General features: G+C 59.6%; 12 protein-coding genes. 2 read left to right on the top strand and 10 right to left on the bottom strand.

Annotated features, from left to right (window positions below; all coding sequences use genetic code 11):
- The first annotated feature begins 181 nt into the window (after positions 1-181).
- Positions 182-9046, top strand: coding sequence for a YDG domain-containing protein (locus tag H9X81_RS04610; RefSeq protein ID WP_204720198.1), 8865 nt, complete (start codon positions 182-184; stop codon positions 9044-9046).
- A gap of 149 nt (positions 9047-9195) precedes the next feature.
- On the opposite strand, the gene H9X81_RS04605 is transcribed toward H9X81_RS04610, so the two are convergent.
- From H9X81_RS04605 to H9X81_RS04580, 6 genes are all read right to left on the bottom strand, one after another.
- Positions 9196-9459 (bottom strand): hypothetical protein, encoded by a 264-nt coding sequence (locus tag H9X81_RS04605; RefSeq protein WP_204720195.1) that lies wholly within the window; start codon positions 9457-9459, stop codon positions 9196-9198.
- A 29-nt stretch (positions 9460-9488) separates the two neighbouring features.
- On the bottom strand, positions 9489-9896 hold the full coding sequence (locus H9X81_RS04600) for a hypothetical protein (RefSeq protein WP_191392903.1): 408 nt from the start codon (positions 9894-9896) through the stop codon (positions 9489-9491).
- Positions 9897-9953: 57 nt separating this feature from the next.
- Positions 9954-10745, bottom strand: a complete 792-nt coding sequence (locus tag H9X81_RS04595) for an immunity protein Imm33 domain-containing protein (protein WP_204720193.1) — start codon at positions 10743-10745, stop codon at positions 9954-9956.
- A gap of 372 nt (positions 10746-11117) precedes the next feature.
- Positions 11118-12410, bottom strand: a complete 1293-nt coding sequence (locus H9X81_RS04590; protein ID WP_204720191.1) for an amidohydrolase — start codon at positions 12408-12410, stop codon at positions 11118-11120.
- A gap of 151 nt (positions 12411-12561) precedes the next feature.
- Positions 12562-13044, bottom strand: coding sequence for a hypothetical protein (locus H9X81_RS04585; protein ID WP_204720189.1), 483 nt, complete (start codon positions 13042-13044; stop codon positions 12562-12564).
- Positions 13045-13271: 227 nt separating this feature from the next.
- Complete coding sequence (locus H9X81_RS04580; protein ID WP_204720187.1) at positions 13272-14954, bottom strand: FMN-binding protein; 1683 nt, start codon at positions 14952-14954, stop codon at positions 13272-13274.
- Positions 14955-15269: 315 nt separating this feature from the next.
- Between H9X81_RS04580 and H9X81_RS04575 the strand changes: the two genes are divergently transcribed.
- Positions 15270-15935: a hypothetical protein gene (locus H9X81_RS04575; RefSeq protein ID WP_204720185.1), complete on the top strand. Its 666-nt coding sequence runs from the start codon at positions 15270-15272 to the stop codon at positions 15933-15935.
- Positions 15936-16124: 189 nt separating this feature from the next.
- Here the strand turns inward: H9X81_RS04575 and pepT are convergent, their stop codons facing one another.
- From pepT to H9X81_RS04555, 4 genes are all read right to left on the bottom strand, one after another.
- Complete coding sequence (gene pepT, locus H9X81_RS04570; protein ID WP_204720183.1) at positions 16125-17342, bottom strand: peptidase T; 1218 nt, start codon at positions 17340-17342, stop codon at positions 16125-16127.
- A 140-nt stretch (positions 17343-17482) separates the two neighbouring features.
- A complete protein-coding gene (locus tag H9X81_RS04565) occupies positions 17483-18808 on the bottom strand; it encodes an APC family permease (RefSeq protein ID WP_204720181.1) in 1326 nt (441 codons plus the stop codon).
- Between the two features lie 467 nt (positions 18809-19275).
- Positions 19276-20610, bottom strand: coding sequence for an APC family permease (locus tag H9X81_RS04560; protein WP_204720179.1), 1335 nt, complete (start codon positions 20608-20610; stop codon positions 19276-19278).
- Positions 20611-20911: 301 nt separating this feature from the next.
- The gene (locus H9X81_RS04555) at positions 20912-22117 is read right to left on the bottom strand and encodes an FprA family A-type flavoprotein (protein WP_204720220.1); all 1206 of its coding nucleotides are present in this window, start codon (positions 22115-22117) and stop codon (positions 20912-20914) included.
- Between the last annotated feature and the right edge of the window lie 124 nt (positions 22118-22241).

Here is a 22241-nt window from a genome sequence, read left to right as displayed (position 1 = left end):
GCTGCCTCCTTCCATACCGTCAAATATGACGCAAATTCAGATCAATTTTGCACAAACCATACAAAATTTTCACCCTGAAGCTAAACTTAAAATAGCATAAGGCTAACAAGCCGTCAAGTGCAGCTGATCCTCTCAGTTTAAGCAGAGGACTGCTGCCTTTTTTATCTGCGAGGAGGCTTTTATGAACAAGTTGCGCCATCGAATCCTGTCTGTTTTGCTTGCGGCGGTGATCGCAGGGTCTTCCTGCTGTCCCAGTGTGTATGCCCAGTCCGGCAGTTATGCGGAACTGTCCGGCGGGGCTGTGCCGGAACAGACCGGGGAACTCCCGTCTGACACCCCGGACAGCGGCTGCACCCACATCTGCGGCGAGGACTGCACCCGTCTGGAACTGACCTGCCCCCTGGAGGAATCCGGGGAACACACCCATTCCGGAAGCTGCTATACCGCCGTGACCGAATGCACCCATGTCCATGATGAATCCTGCGGCGGTCTGACCTCCCAGGAGAAACCGCCTGTGAAAACCCCTGCTCCGGACGGGGAGACTGACTCCGGTACAGAGCCGCTCCCGGATGGGGAGACTGTCCCCGGGGAAGAGGGTGAGGCAGAACTGGATTCTCCGGAGGAGATGGAATCCGACCCGGCAGCTGCCAGCGACCCCGACCCGGAGCTGCTCAGTCTGGAGACGCTGGTGGACGAGGGCTATTCCTCGCTGCAGAGCGCCATGCTGCTCACCCGGGGGCTCAGCGGCAGCACCATCCTGCTGGGGGAGGACAATGAGGACAACGCCCACCGCGGCAAACCGGATGACGACATGGACCGTATTCTCGGCCCGAAATACAGCCAGCACCCCATCGAAGTGCGTCTGGAGGTGCCCGCTGAAAAACTTCCCCAGGAAAACGCCTACCTTGCCATCAAGGCCTACGATGTGGACGAGGAGGGCGGCGAAACCGACATTGTCACCTGGAATGGAACTCCCATCGGGCAGCTCTCGGGTACCAATGCCTCCTGGAACACCACTGTGCTGGAAGTGCCGGTGGACCTGATCCAAAGCGGCAGCAACTATGTGGAGATCACCGTCAGCGAGGGCTGGGTGGTGAAGATCGACTGGTTCCAGCTGCTGCTGGACGGCGGTGAAAAACCGGATACCCTGGAGTCTTTTTCGCTGGAACTGGGCACCCCCATCATCGCCCGGGGGCCGGACGATGAACCGGATGTAAGCCTGCCGGTTTACCTGCAGATCCAGGCCCAGGGCGACCAGGACTACAAGACTGAATACACCCTGCTTGACCAGAAGGGCAACTCACTGGCAGCAGCCTTCGGCAGTCCCAGCGGCAGCGGGGCCCTCACCGACCAGGCGCTGCTCACCCTGCCCACCGGCACCGAAAGCGGCACCTACCGGGTAGTGGGCCTGCTCAAGGACCCCGTCACCGAACAGATCCTCGCCCGGGACGAGGCTTCCTGGTACTATGCCGGCCCGGACGCCGCGGCGGAACAGTATCCCCTGATCCAGTACGGCGTCACCCCCGCCAACAAGGCCGTTCAGGAAGTCACTTTCACAGCTGAAGCCACCATGCTCGAGGGCATGACCGCCAAAAGCCTCACCATCAGCGGGCTGACCGATACTCCGGCTTCCGGCACCGACCGGGCGGAGGTGGCGCTCACCGAAAATGTTGCGGATCAACCGGCGGAGATCACCGTTGCCTATACCCTGGACGGCGTGGAAAAGACCATCACCATTCCCATACAGGCCAGCGTTTCCAACATCGACCGGGAACCGCCGGTGGTAACCGTTTCCTCCAATACGCTGAAAGTCCCCGGAGGAGCCTCCCAGGAGGAGATCCGGGCACAGGTACTGGCTCTGGCCTCCGCCTCCGACACCGTCTCCCCAGGCGGAGATGAGGCCTTTGCCGGTGTTGCCGCAATCCAGTGCGAACTGGCAGCGGACGGCAGCTCTGCCGCCCTCACTGCCACCGACCACGCCGGGAATACCTCGGAACCCAGAACCGTGACGCTGCTCTCCGCCGTCCAGCCATTGCAGCTGGGAACTCCTTCGGCTGCGCGCCAGGGGGAGAGCAATACCTTTGACCTCAGCGCTGTCCTCATTTCGGACGGCGGCCTCACTGTGACCGAAACCGGCTTTGTATGGGGCGTCATGCAGAACCCCACCCTCACCGTCAACAATGGCGCTTCCCATACCTCTGCCCCGGCGGGCAAGGGGGAGAACATCACCGCCCGGGCTGAGATCGCGGACGGGGTTTCCTACTATGCCCGGGCCTATCTCATCGCCGACGGCACCACCTATTACAGCCAGCAGATCACCTTCTCCATCGGCGCCAAAAACTACGGCACCGTCACCATCAAGAATAACGGCGGCAACACCTTTACCGTCTCCCGGGACGGCACCGACGGGGTACAGACGGTCTCGTACCGCACGGTGAACGGCTCTGCCGTGGGCGGCACCCACTTTGAGCACCAGTCCGGCACTGTCACCCTTCAGGAGGGGCAGACAAGCGCCGTCATCACCATCAACGAAATGGGCGCCAACACCGCATACAGCGCCGATGAGCCCGCTACCGCATACACAAATGCCGACCGCACCTACCAGGTGGAGATCTTCCGGGTGGAGGGCGGCGCCGCGCTGGGCGATACCCGCTTTGCCGCGCGCACCCTGCCCACCGGCAGGAAAGCCGACTCCGCGTGGTTCGAGGAATACACGAAAGAGGGCGCTCAGTGGGAACGGCCCCGGGGCGATAAGGACACAGACGGGTGGGGCTGGTATAAGGATGGCGTCGGCAACGACACATCCGCCCGGGAGACAGCCTCGGTGACCCGTAACGGAGCGGACTACTGGACCCATACCGCCCAGAGCCTGCGGTACTATGTCACCTTCCAGGCCAAGGAAGAGGAGTCCGGCTACCAGGCCATCCAGATCCTGCCCGGCGATGCGCTGGATCTCGGGATCTATCCGGAAGCGGTAGATAAGAAAGGCAAGCTGCTCTACAACAGCGGCATCTCCTCCATCGACCAGACCGGCATGTACTATGTCGCCCTGTTCGAGCATGGAAAAAACAAAAAAGAGACCGACTGGTATGATTACAGCTTCCCCGCCAGCGGCTTTTCCATCAACAGCACCATGACCGACTATCACTACCGCAGCGGTCAGTCGGGTGATACGCTCCTCCTGCCGCTGGACACCGAACAGGTTACCGTGGGCTTCAGTGCCTGCGGCTCCGGCAGCGACAAATGGGTAACCAAGGAGGTAAAGCATCATATCCAGGTCTATGACGCCGTGGAGCCCCAGCTTCTGGACATTGCCCCCATGGCAGAGACCACCTATAAGCCCGGCGACAAGGTGACCGTCTCGTTGATCTTTGATGAGATCGTGAACGGCATCAACAGCAGTCTGGATCAAGTCAGCCTGCGCACCAGCTGGGGCAGCTTCCAGTACGCCGGCGGCGCAAACACCAATGTGCTCTACTTCACCGGCACCGTACCGGAGAACGCAGCCTCTGACTTCCGGGTTGATTCCATTGAAGGCACGGACTTCATCAAGGATATGTGCGATGATTCCGGCACCGGCACCTCCTCGGGGGGCGGTTCCATTGATACCTCGGTGGACACCAGAGTGCCGGTCATCTCCATCGAGAACAAGGGCGTGACCGACGGCACCGCCAGCGCTGCTGTCAGTGTACAGAACGCCACCGTGCAGAAGTTTGTCTGGACCCGGAGCGAAACCCTCCCGGTGAACGGCTGGCAGGAGTTCCGGAGCGGCGAAACCCTCTCCACCCGGCAGGCCGGCGGCGAAACCTGGTACCTGCATATCCTGGCGGAGTATGACGGCACCGGTGCCGCCGCCCATGCGTATACCTCCTTCACCTTCCCGGCAGACACAGTGCTGCCCACCCTCTCCGCCTCGGCGGACAATACCGGCTGGGCAAGGGAGCGCACCATTGTCCTTGCCTATACCCCGGCGGACGCCGCTGTCACCATGACCGGCCCGGACGGACAGGAACAGCCTGTCACCGGCAGCCGGACGGTCATCGAGAACGGCTGGTACTCCTTCACCCTTACCCATGGAGAGGAGACCCTCACCCAGGCGGTGGAGATCACCGGCATCGACACTGCTGCCCCCGTTCTGGAGGAACTGCGTGAGCCCAACCAGGCCACACCTCCGGCGGCAGGCCTGGTATTCAGCGCCGTGATCAGCGATGCCCTCTCGGGCGTCCAGTCGGTGCAGTACTGCTTCACCGGCTCGGCCTCAGCGCCCTCCGGCGGCTGGCAGACTGCCGCCGAGAGCGGCGGACGGTACCTCTTTGACTACCAGAGCCAGAACCCCGATGCTGAAACCGTCTACCTCCACCTGAAGGCGTCCGACCGGGCAGGCAATACCCTCACCTGGGATTCCGGCGCCTATACCGTCCAGGCCGCCCCGGACGGCAGCCTGACCCTGGCCCTCTCCGGAGCGCCCACTGCCTGGACCAGCGGCGATGTCACCCTGGAGTGGAGGCTCACCGGCTCAACCGGAGATACCCCCTATACCCTCTACGGCCTGCCCACGGCGGCAGAGACCCAGACCAGCGACCTCTCCGGCAGCTTTGCGGTGAACCAGAACGGTCTCTACACCATCACGGTGCTGGATAACCGGGGACGCTCTGCCGAAAGTTCGGTGCTGGTAAACTGGATCGACCGGCAGGGCCCGATGGTCACCGGCATTTCAGTGCCCTCCGGCTGGACCAACGGCGAAAAGACCGTCACCCTCCAGGGCCTCACCGATGACCTCACCCCGCTCTACAATACAGCCGGGGAAGTAACCGGCTACGGCGGCAGCGGTGTGGCTTCGGCGCACTATAAGAAGCTGGGAAGCGAGGACGAAATCCCTGTCACCGGCAGCACCTTTGCCGTCCCGGAAAACGGCAGCTATATCCTGATCCTCACCGATCAGGCCGGCAACCAGACCCGGCAGAGCTTCACCGTGTCGGGGATCGACACTGCCCCGCCGGAAGTACAGCTCTCCGAAGTGCCCTCCGGCTGGCAGCCGATGGCGGAGATCACCCTCACCCTCTCGGACAAGGACAGCGGCATCGGCAGCGTCCGGACCCGCTTCACCAGCGACAACGCATCCTATCCCACTGACGGCCTCACCGAACATGCCGCCGCGGAATCGGTGACCGTCTCCACCGCCAGCAGCAGCGACCGCTACCTCTACTATGAGGTCACCGACCAGGCGGGCAATGTCACCCGGGGCTTCTCCGGGGAGATCCATGCCGACGGCACGGTTCCGGCTATCCCCACTGTCACCCAGGCCGAGGGGCTTGAAAACCAGCAGGAGCAGGCTGTCCTGACCATCTCCGCCGGAACGGCGGGGGCTTCGGGGCTCACCCTCTGGTACGCTCAGAACGGCGGCGGGTATCAGCAGCTGGATTCGGACACCCTCACCCTCACCGAAACGGGGACCTACTCCTTCAAGGCGGTCACCGGCGCCGGAAGCGAAAGCCCCGTGCGCACCGTGACCCTCCACCGGGTCAGCTTCCGGTCGGACGGCATTGACCCGCTTCCCGACCGTCTGGTGCTCTCGGGCGGCACCCTCGCCCGGACCGCCAATCCCCACCGCACCGGCTATACCTTCACCGGCTGGCAGAAGGACGGCACTGTCTGGGACTTTGCCCAGCCGGTCACCGGAGATTTCACCCTCACCGCCGGCTGGACCCTGTCGGCGCCCTCGGTTTCGGTATCTGCCGCCTACCCCGGCAGTGAATCAGCGCCCTTTGTCTACAACGGCGGAGATCTGACCCTCACCGCCAGCGCCGCCCATACCGCGGACGGCGTCACCTTCTTCTACCAGTGGTACGACGCGGGCGGGCAGCTCCTTGGGGACACCTCCGTCCATACCTTCCCTGCCGCCAGTGCCGGGGAATATCCCTGCGCCTGCACCGTCACAGCCGTGGACAGCTACGGGCTTTCGGCCCGGGCGGACGGCACTGTCACCGCTGTCATCGCCAGAGCTCCGGTGACCTGCACCGTGAGCGGTACCCGGCACGAATATGACGCCGGGGAGAAGCAGGCACAGGTGACTGTGAGCACCGCTGTCCCGGGGCTGACCATCCGGGAGAGCGACTACACCGTCCGCTATGAGCAGGGCGGAACGCCTGTCACCCCGGTGAACACCGGCAGCTATGACATTATACTCACGCTGGAAAATGACAACCTCCGGTTTGACGGCATGGACGGCAGTCTGCGGGAACAGAAGGCCGGTACGCTGGAGATCACCGGCACGACCTATCCCGAGGCCGACACCATGACCTGGCCCGAAGCCGGGGCGCTCACCTATGGCGAAACCCTGCGGGAAAGCGTCCTCACCGGCGGCGACCAGCAGGGGAAGGGCACCTATGCCTGGAAAACCCCCGAGGCCATTCCCACGGTGGAAAACACAGGCTGTACGGTGGTATTCACCCCGGACGACTCCAATTACGCCCCGGTGGAGCACACCGTTTCTGTGGCGGTGACTCCCAGGGAGCTGACCATTGCGGGCGTCACTGCCCAGAACCGGGTCTATGACCCGGACAGCACTGCCGTAACCCTGACCGGCGGCAGCCTGGAGGAATCCGCCATCGTCATCCGGAACGGGGTTCCGGACGATGCGGCGCTGGACAGCACCCGGGCCCGGGGCAGCATTGCCGTGCCGGACGCCGGAACCGCTCTGCCGGTAACGGTGAGCGGCTATGCCCTGACCGGAGCGGACGCCGTCAACTACACCCTGGCGCAGCCGGGCTATGTCACGGTGGACATTGCCAGGGCAGCGGGAAGCGGTTCCGTGACCATAGCGGGCTGGACCTACGGGGACACCCCCTCCCAGCCGGTGGTGGTTTCGGATACCAACGGCACCGGATCGCTCACCTTCCGCTACACCGGCGCCCTCTCTGACGGCACCGCCTATGACTCACCCGACCTCCCCTCTGAAGCCGGAAGCTATCAGGCAGCTGTGACCTTCGCCGCCACCGGAAACTATGAGGCTGTCACCGTACAGTCCGGGCCGTTCACTGTGGCGCAGCGGCGGATCACCGCCACCTGGAAGGGGCTGGACACCGTCTTCAACGGGCTTCCCCAGTCCCCGGAAATTGCCGGACTGGTGGGCGTTGTCCCGGCGGATCAGGGCAAGGTCACCGTCCTGACCCAGACTACCGAACAGACCGACGCCGGCAGTTATCCCGGCGTCACTGCCCGGCTTTCGGGCGAGAGAAGCCGCAACTATCTCCTTGGAAACGGTACGGTCACCTTTGTGATCCGCCCGGCGGCGGTTCTCTTCCAGTCGTCGGAAAACAGCGTCCCCTATGACGGACAGCCCCATACCGCCCGGGTCACCGCCCAGGCCCTGGGACAGGAGTTTGACCGGTTCACCCTCAGCTATCAGAGCACAGACGGTCCGGCAACCGACGCCCCCACCGAGCCGGGACGCTATACCATCCTGGCGGAGATCACCGACCCCAACTACCGCCACACCGGCAGCGCCGATGGCTCCCCCGAGCCGGTGGGAATCCTGGAGATCTATCAGACTGCCGCACCGGCGGTCTATCCCATCACCTTCCTGCCCGGCGCTGAGGAGGTCACCGGAACCCCGCCCTCCCTGCCGGACAGCCTTGCCGGGAACCTGCTGTTCCTGCCCGGCTCCGGCACTCTGGAACGCACCGGATACCAGTTTATCGGCTGGGAATCCGGCGGCAGGATCTATCAGCCCGGCGCCAGCTTTACCATGCCGGCATCCGCGGTGACCTTCACCGCTGTCTGGACCGAAGCCTCCGGCGAGATCGGCGGCTCGGTGGTCTGGGACGATGAATCCGACCCCCAGCCTGCGGGGCAGGTCCTGATCACCCTGACGCGGGGCAATCAGAAACTGGACGAAGTCCTCACCGATGCGGACGGCAGCTTTGCGTTCCGGCAGCTTCCGCCCGGAGCCTACAACCTGGTGGCCTCCTATGGCGAGATCACCCAGACCGAAAAAATCCTGCTCACCGGCTCTGAAACGGCCCAGTGCACCATCCGGCTGCCCCGGGGCAAGACCAATTCGGTGCTGAAAGTCCTGGACGGCGCACCGGATGTGGTGGTGGGCAATCTGGACCGGCTCTTTGACCAGCAGCCCGACCAGGTCTACACCGAAGCCGACCGCACCCTGGTGGAAAGCGGCGGCAAGGTGGAGATCTGCATGACCGTACAGGATTCCAGTCCGGCACCGGGCAGCGCCCTGGAAGAGGCGGTACAGAATGCCGGCAGCTTCCGGGAGGGGCTCACCCTGGCGCTCACCCTGGAGAAATCCCGGTTTGAAGCCAGCGGCGCTTCGCTGGGCGGAACGGAACCCATCTCCGAGAGCAATCTGCTCATGGAGATCGTGATCCCTCTGGACGGCGGACTGCAGAACTGCCGGGAGTACCGGGTGCTGCGGGAGCACGACGGCGGGATCGAGGAGATCCCCGCCGCCGGGAACCAGTGGGGCGAATATTTCGTCCTCAATGAGGACCGGACGGTGCTCACCATCTTTGCGAAGCGGTTCTCAGACTATGCGGTGCTCTATTCCAACGCCCAGCCGGACCATGGCGGCGATGACAGCGATTCAGACGACAGTTCTGACTCCCCGGCTCCGGCTGTGACCGACCCATCGGAGCCCGCAGAACTGCCGCCGGAGAATACGGTCACCCCGGCTCCGGAGACAGCACCGGAACCGGATACCTCCGCCGCTCCTGAGTCCCCGGAAGAGCCGGAATCGCCGGCTCCGGAACAGCCGGCAGAACCCAGCGGCACCACAGATATTCCGGCTGGGAAGCCCTTTGTGCTGCTCAGTGCTGTGGGCGCCGCCGTCGCTGTCCTGCTGGCTGCCCTGCGTCATCCGAACCGGGGCAGGTCCCGCCTGCCTGCTGTGCTCACCGCCGCAGGCGCCGTGGGCGTTGCCCTGCTCACCACCGGCTGGAACGGCTTTGTCCTCGCCTCTCCCTGGACCCTGGCAGTGGCAGGACTTGCGCTCCTCACCGGCTGGCTGACCCGCCCGGACAGCGAATAATCCCCTGGCATCAGGCAGCCCTTTCCCGGGCTGATTTCTGATACACCCCATAACAAAACGCAAAGCCCCCTGGAACAGAACCGTACTTGGTTCTATCCAGGGGGCTTTGCTGTGCGCTGTTGTTTCTCCAGATGGGGACGGCTCTCCCGCTATCCCAGCAGCAGAATCTCCTCCGGCTGCTCCGGCAGGCCATTCCAGCCCAGTTCGGTCCGCTTGCCCGGCAGGAACACAAACTCCGCCCCCTCCCTCTGATAGAGGGCTGTTTCCAGTTCCGTGCCCCACCGGCTGTAACGGACAATTCCCTTATAGTCCATGCCGGTTTCTGTCCCGATGGTCTTGGCAAGGGCTGCCTTTTCCTCCCGGGACATCGCCTTATACTCCTCCCAGTCCGGAAGATGTCTGCTGTGTTCCATTCTGTTTCCTCCTGTCTGCGGCCCGGGGATCAGAGTTCCTCTTTCTCAAAACCGGTGAAGTCGATCTTCCTGTGCTGATAAGCGGCGGAGAAATAGGCCGCTGCCTGTCCGGCGTCGGACACCAGATGCACCCACAGTTCCCCGCCCCCGGCGCCCGGGAAGCCGACCTCCACCGAATACCGGCCCTGATCCGGCCCCATCCGTGCCACCGCGCACTGGATAAACCAGTAGGCATTGGGGTTCTGCGGGTCCTGCTGCTCCAGGATCAGAAAGCTGTCCTGCTCCTGGTTCAGGCCATAAAGCCCCTCCTCCACCTGCTGCCAGGTGGGATCAGAACAGGTGCCCGGGTCTACCCCCACAGTCAGAGTCCAGGGCAGTTCTGCCGATGGCCCCGGCAGGGCGGGGGTTTTATTTTTACTCCAGGGAAAAAGCGCCATATTCTATACCTCCTGTATTCTATCTCCATGCATCGGAGCAGCGTTGGAAAAGTCCGCTCACCGCCGGACAGCACAGATCTCCCGGTCCGGCTGATCCGGCTCAAAGCGATCCTCCGAGACCCGCATCAGCCGGGTGCCTGCGGGACTGTCCAGGTACCGGAAAATATCCGGGTCAAACTGCTGCCATACAATCCCCACCGGCACAAGTGCCAGATGATGATAGTCGTCCAGATAGCCCGGCTCCTCGGTGCCCGAAGCGAAAAACCATCCGCTGTCCCCGTCCCGGTCGGTTTCGGTGCGCTCCATATAGCCCACCTTCCAGCCCTCGTCCAGGATCTTCCGGGACACAATGGCATTCTGTGCCAGCAGCATCCGGCGCTGCCGCATGGCTGCATAGCTCTCGCCATGGCTTAGAAACTGCTGAATCGCTTCGGCCTCCGGAACAGCTCCATCCGCCGCCAGCAGCCGGATATCGGCGTCCCACCGCCGCTGGTCATCCGCCGCCTGCCGCAGCTGCACCGCCAGCCCGAGAAGCTCCTCCTCGGTGTACTCTGCCGGGAGTGTCTCCTGCTTTTGCAGCCTGGCCCCTTGTTCCCCGTAGAGATAGACCGACACCGTGCCGTTCCGGTTGAGATGCAGCTTGACTGCCCCGAGATTTGCCTTGTCGTTATAAAACACCATAAAGGACGGCAGACGGTCATTGACATACCAGTCAAATTCGGTGCCGTTCTGGCTGTTCATATAAAAAACTGCCCCGTCCTGTTCCAGCTGCCGCGGGGTGACCTCGGGCAGCCATTTTGTCCGCTCCCGTTCGGCGATGGCACAGACCTGTTCCAGAATCCGATGCATTGCTGTTTTCCCTCCCTGTTTTCCGGTTTCTGCCCCTGCTTTTGCGGGAGCTCCCTCCTCTATTATAAAAGCTGCCGGAGCCTGCTTCAATCCCGGTTTTATACAAAAATCCCCCGGTGGATTTCTCCATGAAGTGCCCGGAGAGGTGGAGGAAAGGCTGTGGGGGCGTGTGCCGGAGGGGCGGGGCAATGCGCCTGCGATCTGCTGAGAGCCCTGCAAGCTAACCCCTTCCGGGCAGATGTGGGAGGGGCGTTCTGCGAGGGGCGTGTGCCGGGAAAGCCAGGGCGGTACACTCGGCGCTCCGCCGGGCTTCCGCAGGCAAAAAATCCCCCTCCCGGTCAGGCGCGGGAGAGGGATTTCATTTTGCTGCAATCAGAGTTCCGAGAGAATCCGGGCGGAACGGCTGCGGGCCTCCGCCATGACCTTTTCCTCATCGATGCGGGTGAGCACACCGTCCCGGTAAACCACTTCGCCATCGATCATATTGAGGCAGATGTCCGAGGCATCGGCGGCATAGAAGAGATTGGGCAGCGCCTCATACACCGGCTGGAGATGGGGCTTGTCCAGATCGTAGACCACAATGTCCGCCCGGCTGCCCACCTCCAGGGCGCCGCAGTCGGTACGGCCCTGGGCCAGGGCGCCGTTGCGGCAGCTCAGTTCCAGCAGCTGGCGCGGCCCCAGGAAGGTGGGATCGCCGGTGATGCCCTTGCCGATCATCGAAGCCAGGGTGACTTCCTCCAGCATATTGAGGTTGTTGTTGCTGGCGGCGCCGTCGGTGCCGATGCCCACCCGGATGCCCGCTTCCAGCATCTTCTTCACCGGGGCAAAGCCGCTGCCCAGCTTCATATTGCTGGAGGGGTTGTGCGCCACAGTCACGCCCTTATCCCGGAGAATATCAAAGTCCTCCCCTTCGATCCAGACACAGTGGGCGGCAATGGCCGGGACATCAAAGAGCCCCACCCGCTCGAACAGTGCCGCCGGGGTCAGGCCGTTATGCCGGGTCTTGCACTCCTCATGCTCCTTGCGGGTCTCGGAGAGGTGCAGGTGCACCCGCAGGCCCGCTTCCCGGGCATAGTCCGCCACGTCCCGCATCAGTCCCTCATGGGAGGTGTACTCGGCATGGAGTCCCACATCCGCCCGGACACGGTCGTCCCCTGCCTCTGCCAGACGCCGGCGCAGGGCTTCAGTCTCCGCATAGGCGGCATACTCCCGGTAACTGCCCAGTCCCGGCAGTGCCGATACGCCAAAGCTGAGATTGGCCTTGAGACCGCTGTCCCGGACGGCCCGCTCGATCCACTCCAGCTTATAGAACATATCATTGAAGGAAGCCGCACCGCTGCGGATCAGTTCACAGGCACCCAGCATCGAGCTCCAGTAGACATCTTCCTCGGTGAGCTTCGCCTCAAAGGGGAACATCTTCTCGGTGAGCCACCGGTGCAGGGGCAGACCCTCGCCATACCCTCGGAGCAGGGTATCGGGAATATGACAGTGGATATTGTAAAACCCCGGCAGTGCCACTTTGTTCCGTCCGTCGTAGGTCTCCCCGGTGTAACCCTCCGGGCGTTCGGTTCCGATATAGACAATCCGGTTTCCCTCCGTCTCGAGGTACATATCCCGTTTTTCCTCATAATTCCCATCGATCAGTGTGATCTTCTCAAACAGCATTCTCTGCTCTCCTTTCCGCTCAAGTCCGATATGGTAATTGGTACAATTATAGCGGTCTGACTGCCGGTTTGCAAGGACTTTTTCTGCCCGGATGCAGCTACCCGAAAAAAGAGCCGCCCCGCAGGGCGGCTCTCCTGAGCGGAAGGATTTTTTATTTGGCAAAGTGGTTCTGGAAGAAGTCGGTGAAGGCTGCCAGCTCCTTCTCCTGCTCCACATAGACATAGAGGCTCTCGTCCTCCAGCCAGTCATAGGCATTGATGGCAAGATAGCCCTTCTTGTCCGGATAGATCACAAAGGCATCGGTGGGGTACTTGTTCCGGCTGGCTTTGAGAATCTCCGACCGGCGGTAGAAGGTGGGCTCGCCGCAGCCCGACAGATCCGGCACTGTGGGCACTGCCACGATGGTCTCCCCTGCCTCGTCCCAGCCCACAATCAGATTGCCGATTTTGGTCTTGCTGCCATGTACAAAGCCATAGTTAAAGCGGCTGACATCTTCGGTATAGCCGAAGATCAGGCGGTACTTGCTGCCCTCCGGCACCACAGCGTCAAACAGCTCCCGCATCCGGGCCGCATTGGCAGCACTCTTTTCCAGGTCGATCTCCGGGCCCTTGAACAGCTTCGAGAAAAATCCCATTGTCCTTGTCCTCCTCACAGCATCTATAAAGATTGTTTTCAGATTTTGTCTTTATCCTGGCTGAAAACCAGGCCGGAACAGTGGGTCTGCCCCGGCCTTATAAAGACAATTGTACCGATTTGTATTTATTTTATCACAGCACCGGCTCCAATACAAGTGCTGTCCGCTGCCGCCGCAGAAAAAAGCCTCCCCCGGAGGGAAGGCTTTTGGAGGGATTGTTCAGGGGATTATTCCACTGTGAGCTCGATGGCAACCTGGTTGTTCAGCGAATCCCGGATGGCTGCCAGAATATCGCCATGGCTGTCCTGGAGGCTCATGGTGGCGGTGGAGGTCACATCGGCAAGCATAGCCTTCTCTTCCTCAGTGAGGGCGTCATACTTGGCCTTGTCCTCTTCCTTGTCGCTGCCGTCCTTGAGCGGGCGTCCGTTGAGGTCAGAACAGTATTTCTCAAACCATTCCTCTACCTCGTCCACTGTCTTGCCCACAAAGAGCTGCTGGAACTTGTCCATCTGCTCTTCCCAGGTGCCGGTGCCCATCACATAATCAGCGCCGCGCTCCCGCTTGGTCTGCCAGGAGGCAACCTCGGCAGTGAAGTTCTCCTCGGTGTCCTCGGTCTTGCCGTCTACCTTGGCATCGTGGTCGGAATCCAGATTGTAGCCGCCCTGTCCCGGGAAGCCGCTGAAGTGAGGCATCGAAGCGCCGTCATAGTTGGGGGTGGACACTTCCAGCTGATCCACATAGATGGCTGCGATCCTGCCTTCGCTGTCAAACAGGGTGGTGGCATAGACTTCATTGAAGCTGTAAACCGGGGTATCGGTATCATCGCTGCCAGGGCCCATGCGCGCGGTGGTGGACAGGCCGAAACCGAAGCCCGAAGCTGCCTTCACATCGGTGAGAGCCACACGGTTCTCATAGGCCTTGCGGATCGCCGACAGAATATCGCCGTGGCTGTCCTGGAGGCTCATGGTGGCAGTGGAGGTCACATCGGCAAGCATGGCCTTCTCCTCCTCAGTGAGGGCGTCATACTTGGCCTTGTCCTCTTCCTTGTCGCTGCCGTCCTTGAGCGGGCGTCCGTTGAGGTCGGAACAGTACTTTTCAAACCAGTCCTCCACCTCGTCCACGGTCATGCCCACAAAGGTCTCCTCGAACTTGTCCATCTGCTCTTCCCAGGTGCCGGTGCCCATCACATAATCAGCACCACGCTCCCGCTTGGTCTGCCAGGAGGCAACCTCGGCAGTGAAGTTCTCCTCGGTGTCCTCGGTCTTGCCGTCTACTACGGCATCGTGGTCGGAATCCAGATTGTAGCCGCCCTGTCCCGGGAAGCCGCTGAAATGAGGCATCGAAGCACCGTCATAGTTGGGGGTGGATACTTCCAGCTGGTCCACATTCAGGGTGAGAATGCGTCCCTCGGCATCAAACAGCGCATTGGCATAGACCTGGTTGAAGCTGTAAACCGGGGTTTCAGTGTCATCGCTGCCAGGGCCGATACGGCTGGTATTCACCACACCCTGTCCCATATAGAGATCCGATGCGGCAATCTGCTGGGGTTCCTTCTCCTCTTCTTCGCCGTTCTCAGCGGTGGAGGGATAGGTCTCGGGGTCCAGCGCGTTGTTCACGGCGTACAGAATAGCTTCACTGGTAATAGTGGCGCCGGCAATTACATCCACATCGGTGGAGTTGGCTTCCACAATCTTCGCCGGAAGCTCTGCGGCTGCCTTATCGCCGATGCCGGCGGTCTCATTGGGGGCATCTACCTTTACATCGGTGATCTTGTCCCCTTCCCGGGTCACAGTGACAGTCACGGTGCCGCCAAAGCCCTTGGCTGTACCGGTGAGGGTCTCGGAACTGGAGCAGCCAGCCAGACTGGTGAGCAGTGCTGCCACAATCAGTGCGGATACAATTCGTTTCATACCATCGCTCTCTTTCTGTGGGAGTGTCTGTGGTTTTTCCCTGTGCAGCGTCCTGACAGGGGCTTATCAAAATTTTAACAAGCCCTTTGTACCATTGTCAATCATGTGTGCCCAGTTTTCGCCTCTCCTGTAGAATTTTGGTATAATTCACAATCAGCCCGGGAAAATTTTTCTGATTTGCCCTATGGTTTTTGTGCCAGGGGGAGGGATTTGCCTGGGGCAAAGCGATGTGCTATGATAGGATTAACAGAGAGATACCAAGCCCTGTCCGGTGCCGCACGCCGGGCAGGAGAATCCGATCAGGAGGGGATTTTCATGCGCAAAACCATGTTGGGACTGGTACTGGCTGCCCTGATGACCGCCGGACTGGGCTCTGCCGCCTGGGCAGAACCCGCCCCGGCGGTGCAGTACCCGGCCTCCGCCGTGGAGGCAGTCGCTGCCGGAAGTGATTACACCTATGAAGAACTGATCGCCTGTCTGACCGGGGCGGGCTGTACCGAAGCCGAAGCGCTGGCCTATGCGGAAGAGCCGGTGGAAGCCCCGGAGGGAGCGACGGTGCGGTACAGCCTGCTGCGTGTGGAGGACTACGACGGCACCGAGGATCTGCCGGTGCGGTGCCTGGTGCTGGCGGCCCTGGAATATGCGCCCGGAGAACCTGTACCCCGGTCGATTCTGGCGCTGCGCAGTCCCATGGCCCTGACCGGGGACGGTTCCTCCTTTGAGGGCCAGGTCTTTGCCGCCCTCTACTCAGGCCGGAATTTTACCTGCATCGTATCCGGGAACAGCCTGTCGGAAGAGGATACCCTCTGGACCGGCACCGACTGGATCGGGGTTGATGAGAATGGGGAGGGCTATGCCCTGGGCGGCGAACCTGTCCCCGATTCCCTGGTCCGGGCCGGGGAGGCCGGAAAAGCGGCTCCTGTCACATCGGTGAGCTATTCCGCACAGGCCACCCTCTTCTTCCCCGCCCTGGAAGCCTGAGCCCCCTCCGCATCAGAATAAAAAAGGAGCCGTTGCCGGCTCCTTTTTTTGTGGACATCTTTTCCGGGAATCCCCCGGAGCGCAGACAGCGCCGGGGAGATTCCCTCCTTTAGCATGATTCTCAGATTCTATACAGGCAGATACTATCTGTGTCCGGCTGGCTGCCGGGAGAGGTACTTCTCCTGAGGCTTACAGGGCAGCGTAGCCCTTGACGATCTCCAGCACGATCTGCACGCACTGCTCCATATTCTCCTTGGTATTGCACTCATAGCGTCCGTGGGCATTGCAGCCGCCGGTGCCCAGGTTCGGGCAGGGCAGACCCATATAGCTCAGGGTAGCGCCGTCGGTGCCGCCGCGGATGGGCACGGTCACCGGGGTCAGGCCAGCGGTGCGGATCGCCTCTTCCGCTACGGTGATGACCTCGTAAACCGGCAGGATCTTCTCCTTCATGTTGCGGTAGGTGTGGGTGATCTCCACAGTGACAGTGCCTTCGCCGTACCGCTCATTGAGGAAGGCCGCAGCCTTCTGCATGGTCTCGCCCCGGGCTGCCAGCTTGTCGCTGTCGTGGTCCCGGAGAATATAGGCGCAGTGGGTCTCCTCCACGCCGCCGTGAATATCGGTCATGTGGTAGAAGCCCTCATAGCCCTCGGTGTACTGGGGACGCTCCGCTGCCGGCAGCAGACGGTCAAACTCCATGGCGATGGTCTGGCTGTTCTTCATCTTGTCCTTGGCAGAGCCCGGGTGGATGGAATAGCCCTTGACCGTCACCTCGGCCTGATCGGCATTGAAGTTCTCATACTCGATGGAACCGGCTGCGCCGCCGTCCAGAGTATAGGCCAGCTTGGCGCCGAACCCTGCTACATCAAACTTCAGCGGGCCGCGTCCGATCTCCTCATCGGGAGTAAAGCCCAGGCATACCTTGCCATGGGGAATCCCGCCCTGAAGCAGGATTTCCGCTGCTTCCAGAATCTCAGCGATGCCGGCCTTGTCGTCCGAACCCAGCAGGGTGGTGCCATCGGTGGTGATGAGGGTATGGCCCTTGAAGCTGCGGAGCACCGGGTATTCCTCAGCCGAGAGGATATGCCCGCTGCCCTTGAGCAGGACATCGCCGCCGTCATAGTTCTCGATGACCTGAGGCTTCACACCGATGCCGTTGAACTCCGGAGCGGTATCCATATGGGCAATAAAGCCCACCGAGGTCTTGTCCTCATAACCCGGAGTGGCCGGGATTTCCCCATAGACATAGCCGTCCTGCTGACGGACATTGGATATACCCATCTCCTTCATCACCCGTTCGAGATGGTTTGCCACATCCAGCTGCATGGCAGTGGACGGACAGGTCGGACTGGCAGGATCAGACGGAGAATCGATCTTTACCAGGTCAATGAATTTTTCCAGTACACCCATTGTGCATAGCCTCCTTATAACGCCCGGATCAGGGCGCTTTTTTCTTTTATTGTAGCACAGTGCCCGGTCCGGCGCAATCATTCCGGTACAGCAAAAAGTCCTCCCCGGTCCGGGAGGACTTTTCGCACTGAAGGGGGAACCTATTTTGCCTGCACAGGTTCTTCGGACATATCAGTTGTACTTGTAATATTGACATAGCCCTTCTTCATGCGGTACCAGGTCCATACAAAGATCAGTATGGTGGCAATAACAGTACCGATTGCCATGGGCAGAGTCAGCGAAGTCAGCGAGAAGAAGCTGGTCATCAGCGAAGTGATGATGGAGATCACCATCAGGATACGGTACAGGGTGGGCGAGCACTTCAGACCGCTGTTGGCCCACTCCTCCGGGAAGCGTTCGGGCATGCTCATGGCCTGGAAGTTGGTGATGGCACCGATTGCCATACCGGGTACCAGCATCATCGAAACGATGTTGTCCAGGGAGAAGCCGCCGATAATGGGCAGAATGGAGATGATTGCCAGAGTAACGACTACATTGAATTTCTTGGTGAAGAACTTGGGCAGCCAGCCGTCCTCAGCGATACCGATGATCATGAACGGCATACCGCTGATACCGCCCAGCAGAGCGGTGCTCAGCGAACACATAGCGCCGCCGACGATGAAGAAGACTGCCAGAGGGCCAGGCAGAACCAGACCGGCAATATAGCCCAGGTTCTGACCGGCAACCTGATCGTAAGGTGCCACGCCGGAAGCCACATAGCCCAGCAGGAAGTAAACGCCTGCCACCAGGATCGAGGCAATGAAGAAGGCCTTGGGGATATTCTTCTTGGGATTTTCAGCAATGGCCTGGACATTGATGATGTTGGTAGCGCCATTGCAGGTGAAGGACATGAGGGCTACGGCTGTGAGGAAGCTCACGCCGCCGTTGATGAAGTAGGGTTCGCCTTCAAAGCCGCCGGTCTGCACCTTGGTGAAGCCAAAGATGATGAACAGGCCCAGGGCAATGAACTTGAGGATACCCAGTGCATTGATGGCCCGGGCAAAGATCTGGGCGCCGGTGGAAGCAATGATGAAGAAGAAGATCAGTACAAGACAGGCAACCGGTACCTGATAGGGCTCCAGAACCGGGAACAGGTCCCCGAGGTACTGGGCCATCGAGATGCCGAATACCGAATAGCTCACCGAGGATACCAGGGTTACAACGGCGCTGACACCCGCCAGGAAGGGGGAGAGCACCAGGGCATTCTGGGAATACATACCGCCCGAGAGCTGGAACATGGACGCTGTAAAGATGTAGCGGATCTGCTGGGACATGGTAAAGATCATGCCGACGATCAGTGCCAGGGCAACGCTTCGGCCGGTGGTGGCAATACCGGTGCCCACCATCGAAAAGATACCAGCGCCGATGATGCCGCCGATGGACATGAATACCAGGTCAAACAGACTCATCTTTTTTTGATTTTCCATAACAGGATCGCCTCTTTCTTTTCTGTATTTTACCCTTTCTGCATAGTTGCCAGTTGTGCTGTCAGCCCCCCTTTTCTATCCCTGTCCCGTCCGGGAACAGCTGTTTTTGCAGGATACAGAAAAGATCCTGCACATTCGAACCGAAAATACTCAATATAGCAATTATACCCCCCCACTTTGTCAACGAAATGGCGATTTTTGCATGGCCCAATCTTTTCATTGCATTTTATTGCACTTTGCCCAAAAATATTAACATCACGCCGAAATTTCTTCTGGGATATACAAAAAAATCCCGCTGCCCCCGGCAGGGGGGCAGCGGGAGCGGCGGGATCGGCGTTTTGCGCTGGCAGTGAAAGCATCCGAGTGCCGGCGTTTTATGAAATACAGAAAACATGCCTTCCCGGACATCTGCGCAAAAGAAAAAAGAGCGTCCTGAGACGCTCTTTTTTAATAATTCCGCAAGTGGATTACTTAGCTGCAGCTTCTTCCTTATCCATATCGGTAGTGGAAACGATCTTAACCTTGCCGCTGCCCATACGGATCTTGGGATATACGAATACCAGGATGGTCATGATAACAGTACCGATAGCCTGGGTCATGGTCAGGTTGCGCAGCGAGAAGGCGGAAGTGATCAGAGAAGTTACGATAGAGATTGCCAGCAGGGCCTTGAACAGACCAATCGAGCACTTGATGGAGCAGTTCGCCCACTCTTCAGGATACATCTCAGGCATCTTCATACCACGGTAGTTCTTGATCGCGGTGATGATCATAGTGGGAACGAGCAGCATCGAGATCAGCTCACTCAGCGAGAAGCCCAGGAAGATCGGAATCAGGTTGATGATGTAGAGAAGAATGAAGACAAACAGACGATTCTTGAAGATCTTGGGCAGCCAGCCGTCATCAGCCATACCCATAACGGTGAGGGGAGTACCGGGAATCGAGCTGAGCAGCGAGGTGGAGATGGACAGCAGCGCGCCGCCGACTACGAAGAAACCGGTAACAGCAATGGGCATGAACATGCCGCCGATGGCGCCGAGGTTCTGGTTGGCAACCTGATCATAGGGGGCAACGCCGGAAGCTACATAGCCGAGCAGGGCATAGATCACTACGACTACCAGCTGGGAGATCAGCCAGGCCTTGGGGATATCCCGCTTGGGGTTCTCACAGAGAGCCTGTACGTTCATGATCTTGGTGGCGCCGCCGCAGGCAAAGCTCATCAGGGCAATTGCGGTGAAGAAGTCGGCAGTACCGCCGTAGAAGTAGGGCTCGCCCTCAAAGCCGCCGGCCTGAACCTTGGTAATACCATAGAAGATGAACAGGCCCAGTGCCACGAACTTGAGAATACCGAAGGCGTTCAGAACCTTGGTGAAGGCGGAAACGCCAATGTAGCCGATGACGAAGAAGATAGCAAGCGCAACGGCAGCAGTCAGTTCCGGGAAGTTCTTCAGAACAGGGAACAGGTCACCTATGTAGCTGGCGATGGAGATGCCGTATACCGCCCAGTTCAGAGCGTTGATGAAGAGCATCAGACCTGCAACGCCGGTGAGATAGGGGGTCAGGACCAGCGCATCCTGTGAGTACATACCGCCCGATACCTTGAACATCGAGGAGGTAAATACATAACGGACCTGCTGGGACATCTGGAACACCATGCCGACGATCAGCGCCAGTGTGATGCTTCGACCGGTTACGCCGATACCTTCACCGACAGATGAGAAGATTCCCGCACCGATGATACCGCCCATGGCCATGAAGGTCAGGTCAAACAGGTTCATCAGTTTTTTTCCGGAGGAATTTTGCATAGAACAATCACCCTTTCTTTTCCTCGCACAACCGGCCCCTTCTTGCCGTCCCTTTCGGCCTAATATACAGAATGAACAGAATCATTTTAACATCTGCAATTAGTCTGTGCAATACTAATATAACGCTCCTGTGTTTCCTTTGTCAATAGATATTCCGGGATAGTGACGCCAATCTTTAATCGAATTTTTATATCATATTAACTAAACATTGTTTGTATGCAAAACAATTTTTTGTATATGAAAAGCCGCTTTTTCCGATTTGGAAAAAGCGGCTGGAAATCCTGTATAAAAATACAGCGGTTTACTTGTTCAAAGACGCCAGAATTTCTGCGGTCATCTCATCCAGGACTGCAAGCTGGTCTTCCTTCAGTGCAGAACGTACAGTCAGGCTCTTCTCCAGGACGGTCATATCCTTCATTTCGCCCAGCATCGCCCGCATGATCTTGCCCGACTGCGGTGCCCAGGAACCGTTCTCAATGATGGATACAGTGCGGTTCTGTACATTCAGAGCCTTCATATCCTCGATGAAGTTTGCCATCTTGGGATAGAGGCCATTGTTGTAGGTGGGTGCTGCCAGCACCAGATGGCTGGCACGGAATACATCCGAGATCAGATAGGATACATCGGTCTTGGATACATCACGAACGGTCACGCCCTTCACACCGGCAGCAGTCAGCTTGCCTGCCAGCAGGTCCGCAGCCTCAGCAGTATTGCCGTACATGGAACCATAGAAGATGGCAACGGTGTTCTCCTCAGGGGTGTAGCTGCTCCACTTCTGGTACTTGTCCAGCAGCCAGCCCAGGTCCTCTCTCCAGATGGGACCATGCAGCGGGCAGATCATCGAGATCTCCAGGCCGGCAGCCTTCTTCAGCACTGCCTGTACCTGCATGCCATACTTGCCCACAATGTTGCTGTAATAGCGGCGCAGCTCGCTGTGCAGGCCATGGGGGTCCAGATTCTCATCGTTGAATACAGCGCCGTCCAGGGCTCCGAAGCTGCCGAAGGCATCTGCCGAGAACAGGATCTTGTGGGTGGACTCATAGGACATCATAGCCTCGGGCCAGTGTACCATGGGAGCCATGACAAAGGTGAGCTTGTGCTCGCCCAGATCCAGTACATCGCCTTCCTTGACCACAACGGTACGGCCTTCCAGATCCATGTTGTAGAACTGGTTCATCAGGCCGAAGGTCTTCTGGTTGCCCACAATCTGCATCGAGGGATAGAGCCGTGCCAGCTCCGCAATGTCAGCGCAGTGGTCGGGCTCCATGTGGTTGACTACCAGATAGTCGGGCTGACGGCCGCCCAGAGCAGCAGTCAGATTCTCCAGATACTGCCGGGTCACCGAGGAATCAGCAGTGTCCATGATGGCTGTCTTCTCGTCCAGGATCACATAGGAATTGTAAGCCACGCCATCCGGAACGGGGAACATATTCTCAAACAGGTGCAGACGGCGGTCGCTGGCGCCAACCCAGAGGATCTTGTCTGTGATGTTGCGGATATTCTGCATTCTATCGTCACCTTCCATAAATTTATCATCGCTTCCGCTTGATGCGGAATGAAACTATACTTATTTAGTATCCTGATATAGGATACCACAGCCAAAGCCTCACCGCAAGAGGATTTTCCCACAA

Origin of the sequence: Hydrogenoanaerobacterium saccharovorans (assembly GCF_016901815.1) — a bacterium.
In the GTDB taxonomy this organism is placed as follows: domain Bacteria; phylum Bacillota; class Clostridia; order Oscillospirales; family Ruminococcaceae; genus Avimicrobium; species Avimicrobium caecorum.
Note: the sequence above shows the minus strand (reverse complement) of the source record. Positions and strands in the feature narration are given on the sequence as shown.

Bases quoted from the DNA above. Each gene is read 5' to 3' on its own strand.
- H9X81_RS04580 (WP_204720187.1), bottom strand. From the start codon at position 14,954: ATGAAACGAATTGTATCCGCACTGATTGTGGCAGCACTGCTCACCAGT.
- H9X81_RS04560 (WP_204720179.1), bottom strand. From the start codon at position 20,610: ATGCAAAATTCCTCCGGAAAAAAACTGATGAACCTGTTTGACCTGACC.
- H9X81_RS04585 (WP_204720189.1), bottom strand. From the start codon at position 13,044: ATGGGATTTTTCTCGAAGCTGTTCAAGGGCCCGGAGATCGACCTGGAA.
- H9X81_RS04610 (WP_204720198.1), top strand. From the start codon at position 182: ATGAACAAGTTGCGCCATCGAATCCTGTCTGTTTTGCTTGCGGCGGTG.
- H9X81_RS04600 (WP_191392903.1), bottom strand. From the start codon at position 9,896: ATGGCGCTTTTTCCCTGGAGTAAAAATAAAACCCCCGCCCTGCCGGGG.
- H9X81_RS04590 (WP_204720191.1), bottom strand. From the start codon at position 12,410: ATGCTGTTTGAGAAGATCACACTGATCGATGGGAATTATGAGGAAAAA.
- H9X81_RS04555 (WP_204720220.1), bottom strand. From the start codon at position 22,117: ATGCAGAATATCCGCAACATCACAGACAAGATCCTCTGGGTTGGCGCC.
- pepT (WP_204720183.1), bottom strand. From the start codon at position 17,342: ATGGGTGTACTGGAAAAATTCATTGACCTGGTAAAGATCGATTCTCCG.
- H9X81_RS04575 (WP_204720185.1), top strand. From the start codon at position 15,270: ATGCGCAAAACCATGTTGGGACTGGTACTGGCTGCCCTGATGACCGCC.
- H9X81_RS04595 (WP_204720193.1), bottom strand. From the start codon at position 10,745: ATGCATCGGATTCTGGAACAGGTCTGTGCCATCGCCGAACGGGAGCGG.
- H9X81_RS04565 (WP_204720181.1), bottom strand. From the start codon at position 18,808: ATGGAAAATCAAAAAAAGATGAGTCTGTTTGACCTGGTATTCATGTCC.
- H9X81_RS04605 (WP_204720195.1), bottom strand. From the start codon at position 9,459: ATGGAACACAGCAGACATCTTCCGGACTGGGAGGAGTATAAGGCGATG.